15 protein-coding genes are annotated in these 16,748 nt (G+C 57.5%); 12 read left to right on the forward strand and 3 right to left on the reverse strand.

All coding sequences use genetic code 11. The annotated features are described in order from the left end of the window. Positions 1-12 precede the first annotated feature (12 nt). Positions 13-243: a hypothetical protein gene (locus tag MUM_RS1000000133105; RefSeq protein WP_081480061.1), complete on the reverse strand. Its 231-nt coding sequence runs from the start codon at positions 241-243 to the stop codon at positions 13-15. Here MUM_RS1000000133105 and MUM_RS0107875 point away from each other — a divergent pair. The 12 genes from MUM_RS0107875 (at position 221) to MUM_RS0107930 (ending at position 14,971) form a co-directional block, all read left to right on the forward strand. Further along, a complete protein-coding gene (locus MUM_RS0107875) occupies positions 221-409 on the forward strand; it encodes a hypothetical protein (RefSeq protein ID WP_010168790.1) in 189 nt (62 codons plus the stop codon). The genes MUM_RS1000000133105 and MUM_RS0107875 overlap by 23 nt on opposite strands. Before the next feature lie 290 nt (positions 410-699). Beyond that, entirely contained in the window at positions 700-3,288 is a 2,589-nt protein-coding gene (locus MUM_RS0107880) for an autotransporter family protein (protein ID WP_010168791.1), read from the forward strand. A 92-nt stretch (positions 3,289-3,380) separates the two neighbouring features. Next, positions 3,381-3,971, forward strand: coding sequence for a hypothetical protein (locus MUM_RS0107885; protein WP_010168792.1), 591 nt, complete (start codon positions 3,381-3,383; stop codon positions 3,969-3,971). 64 nt (positions 3,972-4,035) lie between these two features. Then, positions 4,036-4,482, forward strand: coding sequence for a hypothetical protein (locus tag MUM_RS0107890; protein WP_010168793.1), 447 nt, complete (start codon positions 4,036-4,038; stop codon positions 4,480-4,482). Positions 4,483-4,636: 154 nt separating this feature from the next. Beyond that, a complete protein-coding gene (locus tag MUM_RS0107895) occupies positions 4,637-5,218 on the forward strand; it encodes a hypothetical protein (RefSeq protein WP_010168794.1) in 582 nt (193 codons plus the stop codon). Positions 5,219-5,292: 74 nt separating this feature from the next. After that, positions 5,293-6,954, forward strand: a complete 1,662-nt coding sequence (locus tag MUM_RS0107900) for a vWA domain-containing protein (RefSeq protein WP_010168796.1) — start codon at positions 5,293-5,295, stop codon at positions 6,952-6,954. A gap of 26 nt (positions 6,955-6,980) precedes the next feature. After that, the gene (locus MUM_RS0107905) at positions 6,981-7,541 is read left to right on the forward strand and encodes an RNA polymerase sigma factor (protein WP_010168798.1); all 561 of its coding nucleotides are present in this window, start codon (positions 6,981-6,983) and stop codon (positions 7,539-7,541) included. Then, positions 7,538-8,140, forward strand: a complete 603-nt coding sequence (locus MUM_RS0107910; protein WP_010168800.1) for a hypothetical protein — start codon at positions 7,538-7,540, stop codon at positions 8,138-8,140. The genes MUM_RS0107905 and MUM_RS0107910 overlap by 4 nt, the downstream gene beginning before the upstream one ends. A gap of 156 nt (positions 8,141-8,296) precedes the next feature. Next, the gene (locus MUM_RS0107915) at positions 8,297-9,748 is read left to right on the forward strand and encodes a DUF3375 domain-containing protein (RefSeq protein ID WP_029615803.1); all 1,452 of its coding nucleotides are present in this window, start codon (positions 8,297-8,299) and stop codon (positions 9,746-9,748) included. Beyond that, positions 9,745-10,410 carry a DUF4194 domain-containing protein gene (locus tag MUM_RS0107920; protein ID WP_010168804.1) on the forward strand — a complete coding sequence of 222 codons (666 nt, stop codon included), beginning with the start codon at positions 9,745-9,747 and terminating at the stop codon, positions 10,408-10,410. Before MUM_RS0107915 ends, MUM_RS0107920 begins: the two co-directional genes overlap by 4 nt. Beyond that, positions 10,407-13,769, forward strand: a complete 3,363-nt coding sequence (locus MUM_RS0107925; RefSeq protein ID WP_010168806.1) for an ATP-binding protein — start codon at positions 10,407-10,409, stop codon at positions 13,767-13,769. Before MUM_RS0107920 ends, MUM_RS0107925 begins: the two co-directional genes overlap by 4 nt. Further along, positions 13,766-14,971 (forward strand): DUF3322 domain-containing protein, encoded by a 1,206-nt coding sequence (locus tag MUM_RS0107930; RefSeq protein ID WP_010168808.1) that lies wholly within the window; start codon positions 13,766-13,768, stop codon positions 14,969-14,971. The genes MUM_RS0107925 and MUM_RS0107930 overlap by 4 nt, the downstream gene beginning before the upstream one ends. Before the next feature lie 33 nt (positions 14,972-15,004). Here the strand turns inward: MUM_RS0107930 and MUM_RS0107935 are convergent, their stop codons facing one another. Continuing rightward, positions 15,005-15,568, reverse strand: a complete 564-nt coding sequence (locus MUM_RS0107935) for a DUF4276 family protein (protein WP_010168810.1) — start codon at positions 15,566-15,568, stop codon at positions 15,005-15,007. After that, a complete protein-coding gene (locus MUM_RS0107940) occupies positions 15,562-16,677 on the reverse strand; it encodes an AAA family ATPase (RefSeq protein ID WP_010168812.1) in 1,116 nt (371 codons plus the stop codon). The genes MUM_RS0107935 and MUM_RS0107940 overlap by 7 nt, the downstream gene beginning before the upstream one ends. Positions 16,678-16,748 lie beyond the last annotated feature (71 nt).

The raw sequence follows: 16,748 nt of genomic DNA on the forward strand, positions 1-16,748 counted from the left end.
CCCGACTTTTACTCAGGAGGGATCGGCAGTGAGCCGGCGACTGATGACATCCGGCAGATCACACCCATCGCGCAGCGGAATCGCCAGCAATTGGGCGAAGTCTTGAAGCACCACGGCATCGCTGCTGAGCGGGTCGCGGAATGCCAGGTTTTCCAGCAGTCGGGTGACGGCGCGAATCCTGTACACAGCGGCGTCGTGGAGGACGTCGAGGGGGGCATGGGTGGGTAAGACCTCATCGCTCAAGGTGGTGGGTGACGATGAGCCGGCCGATGCGCAGATTCAACTGACGGTAGGCGAGTGGGGCTTCAGCAGCGTGGTCTATCCGACGCTCACCGTGGTGGCGCGGATGGACCGTGGCGACGAGATGCTCTGGCTTGCGGTGGCTGATCTCAACGCCGGTGGTTATTGATAGAGCCCGCCGAGCGCCTTGAACATTTTGTATATCCCAGTGTCTTTACCTCGCCCACCCGCAACCGGTCGGGCTGCATGGACTGCAGCGTTTTCAAATGACATTAAGGATTAATGTGAACCTTGCCCCCCAAACCTCTTTTCTGTCACCGCCCGCTGCGGTGCACAGGCGCGCGCCTGCGTTTCAGGAAGGCGCCGCGGGGGAATGCATTCGGATCAATTGATCCTTCTCAGTACACCTACTGCCGCCGGGCCTATTGGCGGCTTTTAATGTAGTTCATGGAGTTTGAAATGAAGCGTAAGCAGTTCCAGAAAAGCCTGTTGGCACTCATGGTCGGCGCAATCAGTTCGCAAGCGCTGGCGGTGGAGTTCGACCTGGGGCAGGGCAAGAACATTTGGGTCGGCGAGACCTTCAATGAGTCATTGACCATCAACGGGACGTTCTCCCAAGTAGTGGTGCCGACCACCACCAACCCTGCCGGACTGGGTGTGGCCAACACCACTATCCAGGGTTCGTTGATCAACCGTGCCGACATCACTCTGGATTCCCAGGGCGCCGCCATCCGAGCGATTGCCCTGGACCCGCTGTTCTGGTCGGGCCCGCAAAATCTGAGCCCGGGAACTGTCAGCGGAGACGTGGTCCAGGCGGGCAACATTCTTATGAAGAATGGGGGTTACGAGGGGCTTGAGATCGGCGCGACGACTATCGGCGGAAGTGTCATCAACTCCGGCACCATCCGTTCCACACTGCCCCTGACGCCGCCTGCTTCACCCTCCTACGTAGATGGCGGTGAAGGCATTTACCTGCATGGCACCACCATCGCCGGCGACGTCTCCAACACCGGCGTAATCGACATGAACGGTGATTACGCCATCGGCCTGATCCTCGACCGCCAGAACAATCTGGGTACCACCGTCGGCGGCAAAATCCTCAACGCCGGCACGCTCAAGGCAACAGGCGAGGGCGCCTGGGGCATCGAGGTGGAAACCGACACCAACCCTCTGCGCATCGAAAACAGCGGCCTGCTTTCTGCCAACGGCAATGACGCCAAGACGGTGATGTTTCTAAACGGTACGGTCGACTACATCCTCAACACCGGCACCCTTGAGGCCTCGGGCACCAACGCCAATGCCTTCGAGTTTGCCGGGGCAACTTTTGCCCAGAACAGCGCAACCGGCGCGCGGGGCATCGTTAACCGCGGCACGATCAGCGCCGATGGCACAGCCATTCACGTGGACGCTGCCGATCAGACTTCGGCGTTTGAGATCAACCAGCAAGCCGGTGAGATCCGCAGTAACGCCGGCATCGCCATCGACGCGGCAAACCTGGCCGCCCTGAACTGGACCGGCGGGAAGATCATCGGCGACGTACTCAACGTCAACGCCGTGAATATCGCTGGCCAGGCAGATTTCACCGGCAGCCGCATCATCGCGCCGGTATCGGTCAACTCAGGCTCGCTGAATCTCTCCGCACCCGGCACTGCGATCACCGGCAACCTCAATGTCGCCAGCGGCGCGGGTATCGACATGCGCCTGTCCGACAGCGTGTTGCCGACCACGCCGTACCTGAACGTTAACGGTGCCGCCAGTTTTGCCCAGGCCTCGAAGTTGACCGTGAGCGCCAAACCTGGCGACTTCGCCACGACCAACAACGGCACGCAGTACACCTTGCTGCAAGCCACCAGCGTGCAAGACAACGGCCTGTCTGTTGCCAGTTCGTCATCGCTGCTGGATGTGCTCAGCTACTCGGCCGACGCGCAAACCGTCAAGGCGGTGGTGGCGGTCAAGGACAACCAGCAAGTGCAGCAAGCGCTGGCTGGCGTGGGCGCCAGCGCAACGGCAGCTACATCAGTGAACACTTTCAAGAACGGCGTACTGAGCCGTCTCAGCCAGGACGACCCGGTATTCCAGTCCCTGGCCAACGCCGGCACCGCACAGCAACTGGCGCAGATCGGTGAGCAGCTAAAGCCGGACGTCAACCGTGGCGCGTTGGATGTGGCACTGTCGGGTCAGACCGTGATCAACGGCGCGATCCTCAACCGCCTCACCGGCCAGCGCGAAAATCGCGAAGCCGCTGGCGTGTGGGTGCAAGGCCTGAGCAGCAACATGGACCAGGACGGCCGTGGCGGTGACAACGGTTACTCGGCCAATAGCAGCGGCATGGCAGTGGGGGCGGACGGTCGGTTGAACGACACCACGATCCTCGGCGTGGCCTACAGCTACCTCAATTCCAATATCCATTCCGACCGGGGCAACAAGACGGAAGTGCAGGGCAACGCGCTGTCGCTGTACGGCAACTGGTCGCTGCAAAACTGGTTTGTCGACGGCAGCCTCAGCTACGGCCATAACGACAACGACAGCAAGCGCCATGTAGCAGGCACCACGGCCAAGGGCAGCTACGGCAGCGATGTGTTGTCGGCAAGTGTGCTCGGTGGCTACACCTTCAAACTCTCGGATGCCGTGTTGATCGAGCCGCGGGTGGCGGCCCGTTATTCCAGCGTGCGCATGGACGGTTTCAACGAGAAGGGCTCTTCTGCGGCGCTGAGCACCGGTTCACAGCGTTATGAAGTGGGCGAGTTGGGTGCAGGCCTGCGCCTGGCGGGCAACCTGCCGTTGTCCACCGGCAGCCTGCAACCGGAGGCCACCTTGATGGCCTACCACGACCTGATGGGCGACCGTGTGGCGCAGACGTCCAGCTTCGTGCAGGGCGGCTCGGCGTTCACCGTCACCGGTGCTTCCGTGGCCCGCGACAGCTACGAAGCCAGTGTGGGCCTGAACTACCAAGTGTCGGCGTTGACCGTGGGTGCCAGTTACACCCGCCAGGCGCGCAGCGGGTTTGATGCCGACGGCGTCATGCTCAAGGCGCGGTACGCGTTTTAAGCATTACAGCCGATAAAAAAATGGCGTCGGGCTACGGATTTCCAGGTAGCCCGACGCCGGATTCTCGTTGTTTTGAAATAGGGAAATAACCCATGAAAAAGACCTCACTCTTGATCCTCGCCCTGGCCTTGGCCGGCTGCCACTCCACTGCCAGGAACTCCTCGCCAAGCCTGCTCACGGACGGCGTTCAGTTGCAGCAAAAAAAGGTCGAGGTGGACGCTGATCACGCCAAGGTCATCATGAAGGCGACCGGTTTTACCTACCCGGTGCAGTTCTCCGTACGCCGTAGTTCCGATGCAGACCAGCGTCCGGAAATTCTCGGGACCGTGGTGGATTCCGGCCGTGGCAAGGTATTTGGCTGGATCGCCAAGATGAGCGAAGTGGGCAACAGCGCCGTCGCCAAACGCTTCCCACAGTTGGAAGTGCAGGCAGACCCGGGGCAGCCCTTTGAAGTGATCGGTGAGTCACGGGTCTACAACGCTAACTACGTCGGCCTCGTCAAAACCTATGTGTATGAATGCGGCCCCATGAGTTCGACCTTCAAGCCTGAGAAGCAAAAGGTTTACCTGGTGGAGTTCGTGATTATCGGGAAGGGCTGTGAGCAGCATGTGTACGACGTGACTGCGCCCAATGAGCGTATCCCGGTGGCGACTGTGGCAGCGGCGACAGGCGCTGCAGGCTGATGCCGATGTAAAGGTGGTTATCGGCGATCAAGTATTTAAGCCCGCAGCGGATACAGCGGTTGAAATGAAGATCACGCGCCGGCGGCTGCCCGGCGCTCAGGGAGTGTTCATGTTCCATTGCCTTAAAGGATGTTCGCGCTGGATTGCCCTGGCGTGGGTATTGGTTGTGTCAGCGGGTTGTGTTTCGTATGTGGATAAAAGCGCTGAGGGTGTACCCGCTTCAGGTATTGCCACGCTTCAGATGTCTCACCCCTCCATTGTCATCGTTGAAGTCGATGGTAAAGACAACCTGTTTTGGCTGGTCAATTACAAGGACTACCAGTTTGCTCCAGGCCGGCACCGCATCAAGGTGGTTGCGCGGATGGGGTCAGGCCTGTCTTTTCCAATCATCAGGGATGTCGACTTGCTGGCGGGGCACGCCTATCTGTTGACCGCAGAGGTCAATTCCAAGGTTTGGAGTCTCGAAGTGCGGGACAAGGCCAGTGGCGAGCGGGTTGATGGTCCAAATTGATGAGTAGCCGTTTAACCAGGACTCGCGCAGGAATACCGGGGTGATGACGTCGTTTCTTTGGGGCTATTGCTTCAAATTGAAGCAGGGCTCGAAAAGCCACGTGCGACTCCGTAAAATGAAGTCAAATTGACATCATTCAGGGAAGAACTCAGACATGCGCGTTTTTGCTTTACTCCTGGCCCTCACCGTTCTGGCGGGCTGCGCCTCCAAGCCGGCTTACTACATTTCCCCCGCCCCGGTTCAGATCCCCAAGACCGCCACCTATTGGCTCGACACCTTCGACGTTGACGTAGTGGGCAAGAACGAGCGCTTCCTGCCGGATGAAAAAGTCCGCGAGCAACTGGGCGTCGACCTGGTCAACCGCCTGCTCAAGGCCAAGCGCTACGCCACCAGTAAGGAAAGCGCTGACTATTTGTTGGATGTGAAGGTCGTCTATGCCCGTCATTTCCAGGATTCGAAGGGCGGGATCGCTACCGTGCTCGTTGACGACAACACGGTCCTGACCAGTGTGGATTTCAACTACCTGGTCAAGGTCAAGAAGGCCGGTGGTGAGGTATTGCACTTTGCCAAGGACCGTGACGGCCTGGTTCCAGCGGGCTTGTTTGGCCAATGGCAGCAATACAAGACGATCGGCGGGATCGTCAGCAATACCGGCAACTCCAGCGTCGAGCCGTTTTATACGGGCGTGCTGAGCCGCTTTATCGTCGATGACTTGCGCGATATTCCTTCGCGCTAAAGTGCGTTAACCCGAATCGCCAGTCCCTTGCGTCTGACCTTGTGAACGGATCATTCATTCACGAGGTTCAGCCCATGTCCCGTCCTCTTCTGCTGTTGCGCCCTGCCGCCCAAGGCTTCACCGTGACCCTGCTGGTGGCGCTTGCCGGGTGTGGGCTTTCTTCATCCCGTGATGTGGCCAAGCCGGTGGAGTCGGCGCCTGTTGCGGAACTGCAAAGCGAACCCGTCCGCGCTGAGGGTGCCATGATCAAGCGGATGGTCGCGCCGGCACCGATGGCCGCGCGGTTGGTCATGAACGACTCGATCGCCATGCAATATCAGGCCGAGCCGCGGGAGCAATATCAGAACCTCCCGGACAATCCGATCCGCAGCGTGGCCGAGACGCCGGTCTCCACCTTCAGCGTCGATGTTGATACCGGCAGCTATGCCAACGTAAGGCGTTTCCTCAACCAAGGCAGCCTGCCGCCCGAAGGGGCTGTGCGACTGGAGGAGATGGTCAATTACTTCCCCTACGACTACGCGCTGCCTATCGACGGCTCGCCCTTTGGCGTGACCACCGAAGTGGCACCGTCCCCGTGGAACCCCCACACCCGATTGCTGCGCATCGGCATCAAGGCCTCGGACCGCGCCGTGGCGGACCTGGCACCGGCCAACCTGGTGTTCCTGGTGGACGTGTCCGGCTCGATGAACCGGCGCGAAGGCCTGCCGCTGGTCAAGAGCACCCTGAAATTACTGGTGGACCAACTGCGTGACCAGGACCGCGTGTCGCTGGTGGTCTACGCCGGTGAATCGCGGGTGGTGCTCAAGCCTACGTCGGGTCGGGACAAAACCACGATCCGCAACGCCATCGACCAGTTGACCGCCGGCGGCTCCACCGCAGGCGCCTCGGGTATCGAAATGGCCTACCAAATGGCCCGCGAAGGATTTATCGACAAAGGCATCAACCGCATCCTGCTGGCCACCGACGGCGACTTCAATGTGGGTGTCAGTGACTTCGACAGCCTGAAGCAAATGGCCGTGGACCAGCGCAAAAGCGGCGTGTCCCTGACCACCCTCGGCTTTGGTGTGGATAACTACAACGAACAGCTGATGGAACAACTGGCCGACGCCGGTGACGGTAACTACGCCTACATCGACAACCTGCGTGAAGCCCGCAAGGTGCTGGTGGACCAACTCAGCTCGACCCTCGCGGTGGTGGCCCGGGATGTGAAACTGCAAGTGGAATTCAACCCGGCACAGGTCAGCGAATACCGACTGCTGGGCTATGAAAACCGCGCCTTGAAGCGAGAGGATTTCAACAACGACAAGGTCGATGCCGGAGAGATCGGTGCAGGGCACACGGTGACCGCGTTGTATGAAATTGTCCCGAAGGGCGCGCAGGGCTGGCTGGAGCCACTGCGCTACGCATCGCCACCCAACGCTGACGGTAAAACCTCCGAATTGGCCATGCTGCGAGTACGCTACAAGCCGGCTGAAGGCGGCAATAGCCGACTGATCGAACACCCGATCAACAACGAGCAGAACGCCAAACCCAGCGACGACCTGCGCTTCTCTGCCGCCGTGGCCGCCTTCGCCCAGCAACTCAAGGGTGATGGCCGCTACACTGGCAGCATGAGCTTCAAGGACACGGCCGCACTGGCCCGCTCCGCCCGGGGCGACGACCCTTTCGGTTTGCGCGGCGAGTTTGTGCAACTGGTTGAATTGGCCCAGAGCCTCCAGGCACCGGCCAAACACTGATCCACCTCAAAGGAGTGCGCCACCTGATGGATTCACCCAGCGACGAAGCCCTGCTGTCCCGCTACCGCAGCGGCGATGGTGCGGCGTTCGAGGCCCTGTATGCGCGGCATCGACAGGGCCTTTACCGTTTCCTCGTGTCCTTGAGCAACAAGGCCGAACTGGCCGAGGAAGTGTTCCAGGACACCTGGCTCAGCCTGATCCGCAGCACCAGCGAGCCACAGGGCCGGGCGAGTTTTCGTACCTGGCTGTTCCAGATTGCCCGCAACCGCCTGATCGACCACTGGCGCAAGCACGGCGTCCACAACCCGTTGCACGACAGCTACGATGAGCAGCTGCACGGCCAGCCCGACGACAGCGCCGGGCCCGAGCAACTGCTGAGCCTGAGCCGCGACCAGGCGCGCCTGGACACCGCACTGCAAGACCTGCCCGAAGACCAGCGCGAAGTGTTCCTGCTGCGCCTGCACGGCGACCTGGAAGTGCCACAAATTGCCGCGCTCACCGGCGCCCCACTGGAAACGGTAAAAAGCCGCTTGCGTTACGCCCAGCAGAAACTGCGCCGACTGCTGGCCGAGGAGGTACCCGCATGACTGACTCCCGACAGACCCCGGATTCAAACGACGACGTGCTGATCGAGCATTTCCGTCAACACACCCGCGGCGAGCCGCCGGCCTCTTTGGATGCTTTCATCCTGGCCACCGCCCACCGCGAAGCCCCGGTGCGCCAGCCCAACCTGTGGCAGCGCTGGTTACAGGCCTGCCAACGGCCGCGCTGGCAGATGGCATTTGCCACCGTGGCCGGTGTGGCACTGATGATTGGTGTGGTGATGCGTTCGCCGGTGCCGCCGCCGGAGTTATCCACAGGTACTTACGCGGCCGCCCCGCAGGAACTGGCCCGCCCGGCCCCGGCAGCCGCGCCGATGGCTCGATTCTCCGTGGCTCCGCAGGCCGACAGTGCGCCGCAGGTGCAGGCCGAAGTCGCCGGTGTGCTGGCGGATGAGTCGGTGGCGAAGATGAGCAAACGCGCGGCTGTTGTGCTGCCGCCATTGGAGCAAGGGCTGCAGGAAATCCTGCGGTTGCGGCAGGCGGGAGAGGCCAGGGCGGCGGATGAGAAGCTGCTGGAGTTGCATAAGCGCTTTCCCAAGGAGGATTTGCCGGCGCGGTTGGAGGCGTTGCGACAACAACACTGAAATGTCCTGTTCAAAAGCCCTGAATCTAATTTGGGGCTTTTGACGGACGCTTTTTGCAACAACCTAGCCGTTCGGCTAGTGCGTCAATTTAGGAGTGGAAAATACCTCGGCTTGGCGCCATTGTTTTGAGTTCGTTAACTCTACAATCGGTACGTGATGGATTACGCCACCCTTGAAAGCCTGCGAATGCATCATCCGGCATGGCGGTTGCTGTGCTCGGACCACGGTTCGCTGGTTGCAAGTTTTTTGCACCGCGTGTTTGTCGCCCCCAACGTGCGAATCATTGCCGCCGCTGACCTGGCGGAGGCGCTGGAAGATGAGTTGTTCGCCTTGCGCAGGCAACTGGACGACAACGCCTTTCCCAAGTCTGCGCTGTATTACCTCAATGATTGGGCCAGCCCGGAAAAGGGCTGGCTGCGCAAGTTTTACCGTCAAGACGACGAGCCACAGTTTGATCTGACGCCGTCTACCGAGAAGGCCATCGCTTGGTTGGCTTCCCTCGTTGAGCGGGGGTTTGTCGGTACCGAGTCCAGGTTGCTGACACTGTTCGAGCTGCTTAAGCAGATGAGCGAGGGCAGTGAAGCGGATCCGGCAAAGCGTGTGGCCGAGTTGCGTAAGCGCCGGGATGAACTGGATGCGGAGATCTCACAGATCCTGGGTGGTGATGTGCCTCTCCTGCACGATACAGCCCTGAAAGATCGCTTCCAGCAATTTACTCAGTTGTCACGGGAGCTGCTCGCCGATTTTCGAGAGGTCGAAGATAACTTTCGCCTGCTGGATCGACATGTACGTGAGCGAATCGCTTTATGGGATGGCGCCAAGGGTGAGCTGCTGGAACAGATCATGGGCGAGCGCGATGCTATTTCAGACTCCGATCAGGGCCGTAGTTTCAGGGCGTTCTGGGGATTCTTGATGTCGTCCAGCCGTCAGGAGGAGCTGACACGGATGCTTGATCATGTGCTTGCCCTGGCGCCGGTGATGGAATTGAAGCCGGATATTCGCACTCGTCGCGTGCATTACGACTGGCTTGAGGCGGGCGAACATACTCAGCGCATGGTCGCGCAACTTTCCCAGCAGTTGCGACGCTTTCTGGATGATCAGGTATGGCTGGAAAACCGCCGAATCATGGACATCCTGCGGGCGGTAGAAGCCAAGACCCTGCGCGTTCGTGAGCATCCCCCCGCGGGCAACTTTATGCTTATGGCCGATGTGGCGGCCCGTATCGAATTGCCCATGGAGCGGCCTTTGCACACACTGACCCTGAAGCCCGACTTTGCCGGCATGAGCGTGCAAGTCGGCGACGATGATCTCGACATGAGTGCCTTGTACAGCGAGCGGATGGTCGACCTTGCGAGGCTCGCTGCTCATATCGATCAGGCACTGCAGACCCGCTCGCAAATCACATTGTGCGAGTTGATCCGATTACAACCGTTGCGCCAAGGGTTGGCCGAGTTGGTGGCCTATCTTCACTTGGCCAGCGAAACATTTACCAGCGTCGTCGATGACAGCCAGAACGAGCCGATTGTGTGGACGGCTACGTCCATTGACGGCCATCCCGTACGAAAGCAGGCACGGCTGGCGCGCGTTATTTTTGTGAGGCACGGATGAGCGAAGAACAACATGCGCCGGACGTGGTTATAGACGTTGCCGCAGCAGATCTGTCGACGCTGCTGGTTTTGCTGCTTAAGGGGGTGATTTATCGTGAAGGTGATGAGCGTCTGTGGGGGACGTTACTCAACTGGCAGACCCAGGTTCGCGGTTACGTGACGGTGCTGGGTCTGGAGTTAATGTTGGATGAGGCCGAAGGCTACGCTTTCCTGCGCAGCCGTGCGGAGGCCGACGAGGATGAACCGCAGGTTCGGGTGCCACGGCTTGTTGCGCGTAGACCGCTGTCATTTCCGGTCAGTCTGCTCTTGGCCTTGCTGCGAAAAAAACTGGCAGAGTTCGACGCCTCTGGCGGTGAAACGAGGCTGGTGCTGACTCGTGATGAAATCGTCGAACTGATTCGCGTTTTTTTGCCCGACAGCAGCAACGAAGCCCGGCTTGTTGACCAGATTGATGCACACATCACCAAGATCATCGAGCTGGGTTTTTTACGCCGCCTCAAGAGTACCGCCGGCCCCTTGAGCTATGAGGTGCGGCGCATCCTCAAGGCGTTTGTAGACGCTCAATGGTTGTCTGACTTCGATAAGCGGCTTGGGGAGTACCAGATGCGTCTTTCGGGAGAAAGCGAGTCAGCGCCTGATGGCGTGCAGGAGATTGAACAATGAGTGAGTCGTTGCTTACGGAGTTGGATTTTATCGGTGATGACAGGCTCTCCGGGTTCCGCCTCAGGCGCCTTGAGGTACTCAACTGGGGGACCTTTGATCAGCGGGTCTGGACGCTGTCGCCCGATGGGAAAAATAGCCTGCTGACGGGGGATATTGGATCTGGCAAGTCTACGTTGGTGGATGCGATCACCACGTTATTGGTGCCCACTCAGCGGATTGCCTACAACAAGGCCGCCGGAGCCGAAAACAAGGAGCGAAGCCTGCGCTCTTACGTGTTGGGGCATTTCAAGTCCGAACGCAGCGAGGTCACCGGAACTGCAAGGCCGGTCGCCCTGCGCGATCACAACAGCTATTCGGTGATTCTGGGGGTATTTCACAACGCAGGCTACGATCAGACGGTGACCCTGGCCCAGGTATTCTGGATAAAGGATGGGCAGGGGCAGCCAGAGCGTTTTTACGTGGGGGCCGAACGTGAGCTTTGTATTGCCACTGACTTTGCTGACTTCGGTACCGACATTGCGCAACTGCGAAAACGGCTGCGTAACGACGGTGTCGATATTCAGGACAGTTTTCCCAAGTACGGTGCATGGTTTCGGCGGCGTCTGGGGATTGATAATGAACAAGCGCTGGAACTGTTTCATCAAACGGTTTCGATGAAGTCTGTCGGAAACCTGACCGAATTTGTTCGTAGCCATATGCTTGAGCCGTTCGATGCTGCGGCCCGTATCACTGCATTGATCGCCCATTTTGACGATTTGAGCCGTGCTCATGAGGCGGTGCTCAAGGCCAAACAGCAGCGCCTGCTGCTGGAGCCATTGGTGGCTGACTGCGACAAATACAAAGGTCTGATTGTTGAGCAGGACGGGTTGCGCGATTGCCGTGAAGCCCTTAAGCCATGGTTTTCGGAGCTCAAACTTGGGTTGCTCGACCGGCGTTTGCAGCTATTGGCCAATGATCAACAGCGCTTGTCTTCTCATAAGGAGCGTCAAGTCGAGCAACGTGACCGCCAACGGTTGGATGTGGACTCCCTCAAGCGGGCGGTGGCCGAGCAGGGCGGTGATCGCCTGGAGCAACTGGCGATCGAGATTCGCAAACAGGACCATGAGCGGGAGCGCCGTCAGCAGCGCGCGCAACGTCACGGGCAATTGCTTGCGGCGGCGGGTGAGTCGCCTGTTGACGATGAGGCAGGGTTTATCCAGCTGGGGCAACTACTGCAGGCTCGTCGCGAACAGTCGAGTACCGAGGAAGCTGATCTGCAAAACCAGATCACCGAGTGGGGCGTTTCATTGCGTGAAGGGCGGCGCGAGCATGATGCGCTTTCCAGCGAAATCAACAGCCTCAGGGCCCGACGCAGCAATATTCCGGAAGTCCAGATTAAGTTACGGGCAGCCATGTGTCTGGCGACTGGATTAGATGACGAACTGATGCCCTTTGTCGGAGAGCTGCTTCAGGTACGCGAAGAGTATCGTCCGTGGGAAGGAGCTATCGAGCGGGTGCTGCACAATTTTGGTCTGGCACTGCTGGTACCGGACGAACACTACGCACAGGTAGCGGCATGGGTTGATCAAACTCACTTGGCGGGGCGTCTCGTGTATTTCAGGGTACGCGCAGCCCGCCAAACCGAGACGCCAGACCTGCACCCCCAGTCGCTGGTGACAAAACTCAGCGTCAAACCCGATTCGCCGTTTTATCCCTGGTTGGCACGTGAGCTTGCTCATCGCTTTAACTACGCCTGCTGCGAGACGGCGGAACAGTTTCGCCGAGAGGTGCGCGCCTTGTCCCTGTCGGGGCAGATCAAGGGCGCGGGGGAGCGGCATGAAAAGGATGATCGGCATCGTTTGGACGACCGCAGTCGTTATGTTTTAGGGTGGAGCAACGCAGAGAAAATCTCGGCGCTTGAGGCGGTAAGACATCGCCTGGAAATGCACGTGGCTGACATAGGCTCAAGTGTCGCCAGTGCCGAAAAACAGCGTGCTCACTTGCGCCGGCAATTGGAGTCACTCGCGGCACTTCATGAGTTTACCGATTACCGAGAAATCGACTGGGCCGAATGCGCCACCCTTGTGGCGCGGTTGCAGGATGAAAAAGCACTGTTGGAGGCCGCGAGTGACACATTGCTGCAACTGACAGTACAACTTCAATCAGTGCAGCAAGCACTTCAGGCAACGGAAGATGAAGTGTCGCGCTTGGACAAGGAGCTGGGTATCGTTGAGGCCAAACACGACGTTGCCAGCACCTTGCGTACCGAAGCTCGTTGTCTGTTGGTCGTTATCGACGAGTCTGTCCGGGTTCAACTGGAAGCCCTGCGTCTTCATGTCTTGGGTGAGCGGATGTTGTCCGTTGAGTCTTGCGACAATGCCGAGCGAGAGGTCCGCGAAGCCCTGCAAGGCAAAATGGACGCCGAGGCCAAGATAATGGAGCGTCTGCGGGACAAAATCATTCGTTCCATGGTGGCGTTCAAGGATGCCTACAAACTGGAGACCAGCGAATTCGACGCCGATCTCAATGCCGCTGATGAGTACGGCAACCTGCTGGACCAACTTAATCGTGACGATCTGCCGCGTTTTGAACAACGTTTCAAGGAGTTGCTCAACGTCAACACGATCAATGAGATCGCTAACTTCAACGGGCAATTGGCTAGGGAACGCGAAACCATCCGGGAGCGGATTGGCCGTATCAATGAATCCCTGGGGCAGATTGACTACAACCCAGGTCGCTACATCGTGCTGGAGTCTCAACTGAGCCCGGATGTGGACATTCGAGATTTCCAGATGCAATTGCGTGCCTGTACCGAGGGCGCTTTGACGGGGTCCGAGGATGCGCAGTATTCGGAAAACAAGTTTCTGCAGGTCAAAACCATCATTGATCGCTTTCGTGGGCGGGAAGGACTATCTGAGCAAGACCGGCGGTGGACCAGCAAAGTCACCGATGTGCGCAATTGGTTCTTGTTTGCCGCCAGTGAGCGCTGGCGTGAGGATGATCGTGAGCATGAGCATTACTCGGATTCGGGCGGTAAGTCCGGCGGGCAAAAAGAAAAGCTGGCCTATACCATTTTGGCAGCGAGCCTGGCCTATCAGTTCGGGCTGGAGTGGGGCGCTGTACGTTCGCGTTCGTTTCGGTTCGTGTTAATCGATGAAGCGTTTGGACGCGGTTCCGATGAATCTGCCGAGTATGGTTTGCGGCTGTTTGAGCAGCTCAACCTGCAGTTGCTGATCGTCACTCCGTTGCAGAAAATCCACATCATCGAACCTTTTGTTTCCAGTGTGGGCTTTGTACAGAACGACGGTGGCAGGGCGTCCCGGCTGCGCAATCTATCCATCGAAGAGTATCGATTGAACCGGCCTGATTTATCGTCATGAAATGGACTTCGGCAGCGGACCTCACACAGCAGGTATTACGGCTCTGGCAGCGGGGCGATCTGCTGCGCCCGCTGGTGACGGAGGAAGCGTGGGAGCCACGACGCCTGATATTGAAGGGGCCGGATACTGCGCAAATGAGTGCTTACTTCGATAGTGTGAGGGCTTGGGTCGCGCAACTAATTACTATCGACGGCATTCGCATCCAGTGGCGGGAAGTCAATCACAGGGTTGTGGGGGCGCAACGCTTGCCCGCTTCTATCTGGGTGGATTCGCTGGAAGATGCCATTGCGTTGATTGGCAAAGAGGGTGAAGCGATGCGCTTCAAGGCCCTGCTTGAACTGACCCGACAGCGTCAGCCTTTGCTGGTCGACTGGATGGGGAGCCAGCCGTTGCAGGCCATAGAACTGGAATGGCAATGGGCCGCGCTTCTGGATGTGGTGACTTGGATGACGCAACATCCTCGGCCCGGCATCTACCTTCGGCAGGTAGACATACCTGGTATTCACAGCAAGTTCATCGAAAGACACAAGGCCGTGCTGAGTGAGCTGTTCGACCAAGTTCTGCCCGAGCTGGCTATTGGGCTGCAACATAAAGGCGCCACACGGTTTTCCGCCCGCTATGGTTTTCTCGATAAACCCGTCGGGATTCGTTTGCGGGTGTTAGATCCAAGTCTGACCCTGCTGCCGGGTCCCATGTTGCCGGATATCACACTGGATGCAGCCAGCTTCGCTCAATTGAATATTGCCGTCAGGCAAGTCTTCGTAACCGAGAACGAAACCAACTTTCTAGCCTTCCCGCTTGTGCCGGACTCCATTGTGGTATTTGGCAAGGGTTACGGCTGGGAAGCGCTAGGGCAAGCGAATTGGCTATCTAATTGTGCAATTTATTACTGGGGCGATATCGATACCCATGGGTTTGCGATTCTTGACCAGTTACGCCGTCGGTTTGGGCATGTAGAGTCACTGTTGATGGATCGCGGCACCCTTGATGCCCACGCACAGTATTGGGGGCGTGAAGATCGTCAAGTCGTGTATGACTTGCCTTATCTCACGTCAGAGGAGCGTTCGGTGTTTGATGAGCTGCGGGACAATCGGCTGGGGGATGGCGTGAGGTTGGAGCAGGAATATGTGGGATATCGGTGCTTGATGGCGGCATTGAAGCAACTCTCCGGAATTTCCGGAGAGTTCGAGCCAAACAACTGAATACATCTTTGCTTGCTGTCGCTTGCACCTAGATCACGGCGCCCGGAAGTATTCGACCAGCTCCCGAGCGCTTGGACACTCTGGGTGTTCAGCCGCATGAGCCACACTGAATCCAAAATGTTTGATCATTTTTTTAGCAAAGGCGGGTTTGTTACCTGGCCCTGAGGTGCCCAGCTCTCGGGCGATTTCTTTGAGACGATCATAGGGCTTGTCGATTGTCCTTTCTGGCTGGGGTTCGTTGTACCCTTGCTTCAGCCATTGACTCATGGCTTGAGTATCTGCAAGAAACCACGCTTCAAGAGCCTTTACGGCTACAAAGACAGTTTCCAATTTTTGGTTCTGTATGCGATTACGGACGATATCAACTGAGTCATCGTCCTCTAAGTCGGTAAGCACGTAGATTTTTTCCACGCCCTTTGCTTCAAGAACCTGAGTGAAGGCCTCGATATTTTGGGGTAAGAGGTTGCCTCCGCCTTTTGCGTCGATTACTGGTGTGACGAGCTCGTATCCAGCATCAGCCAATAATTCTTTGAATTTCGAAGATTCAACTACGATCCGTTCACAATCGCCCTCTACAATAAAACCTACCTTCACCATGGTAGACCCCCGTCAAATAAATTGGTCAGCCAGGCGGTATCAAGGGGGATTTGTTTTTTATCGACTCTTGATTCGGCTGCACACTTGACGTTCGTCCGGCCTTCCAACTTATTGACTAGCCAGAGCTCCTCAGGGTTAAGGTTGCGCACCACAGATTCACTGTGGGTCGTAATGAAGACCGGATGATCTACAGTGGCGTTGTCGCGCATGAGCGCGACCAGCTCACCAATTGCTTTTGGGTGGATGCCCCGTTCAGGCTCCTCGATAATAGTTAAGCCGGCTTGAGAGGTCCGGCTTAACACGGCTGTCATTATGCATAAAGCGTAAATAGTGCCGTCCGAGATTAGGCGTGCAGGGAAATGAGTTCTTGTCCCTTCTTCCTTGAATGTGATGACGGTGGTGCTATCCAGTCGTTGTTTTTCAGTTGAGACATTTTCCATGCCGGGAACAATTAGTTCTATCCATTCCAGTACTTGGGTCCGGAAGTGCTTGTCCTTCTCTAGGATAGACAACATGGTTGCAACGTTTCTGCCATGGCTATCCAGCATGGTTGCATCTGCGGTCGAGTTGTCCGGCTCTTTGGCGGCGATGGGGTCAATACGGTAAACGCGAATATTGGTGAGGAACTTATACAAAGCAGAGTTACTTAACAGCATAAGCGCGGTCATGTCTTGGGGGTATTCCAAGAAGGACTGAAGCGGCGAGTAATCTGTCAGCGTTACTTTTGTTTCGCCATTCTGCTTGCGGTCAATGTATTGAGTACCGTTGATTTTCAGGTTTTCGACTACCTGAGGGATTTTGTCAATCTCAACAATCTTGAGTGAATACTCAAAATTCTCATGATCAATCTGGATTTTTATCTCGAAAGAGATAGTCGTCCTTTTTTGTTTGCGATGTTTGAAACAATGGATTTGTTGAAAACCACCAAAATCACGAATGGCAGTCGAGGCACCTCGTTTTACAATGGCGCCCAAGAAAGCGAGAGCATCGGTAATGTTACTTTTTCCTGCACCGTTTGAGCCGGCCAATGCAGTGAACGGTGATAAGCGCTCTAGCGTCAGGTTCGTGACACTTTTAAATCCATTGATCGTAATCGATTCGATATTCATGGCAATTCCTTCGACCCTCACCGGCGGTCGTCAAGCGGCGCACTCTTCATCGCCTGCAAATTGATCGTCAG

This window comes from Pseudomonas sp. PAMC 25886 (assembly GCF_000242655.1).
Classification (GTDB): Bacteria; Pseudomonadota; Gammaproteobacteria; order Pseudomonadales; family Pseudomonadaceae; genus Aquipseudomonas.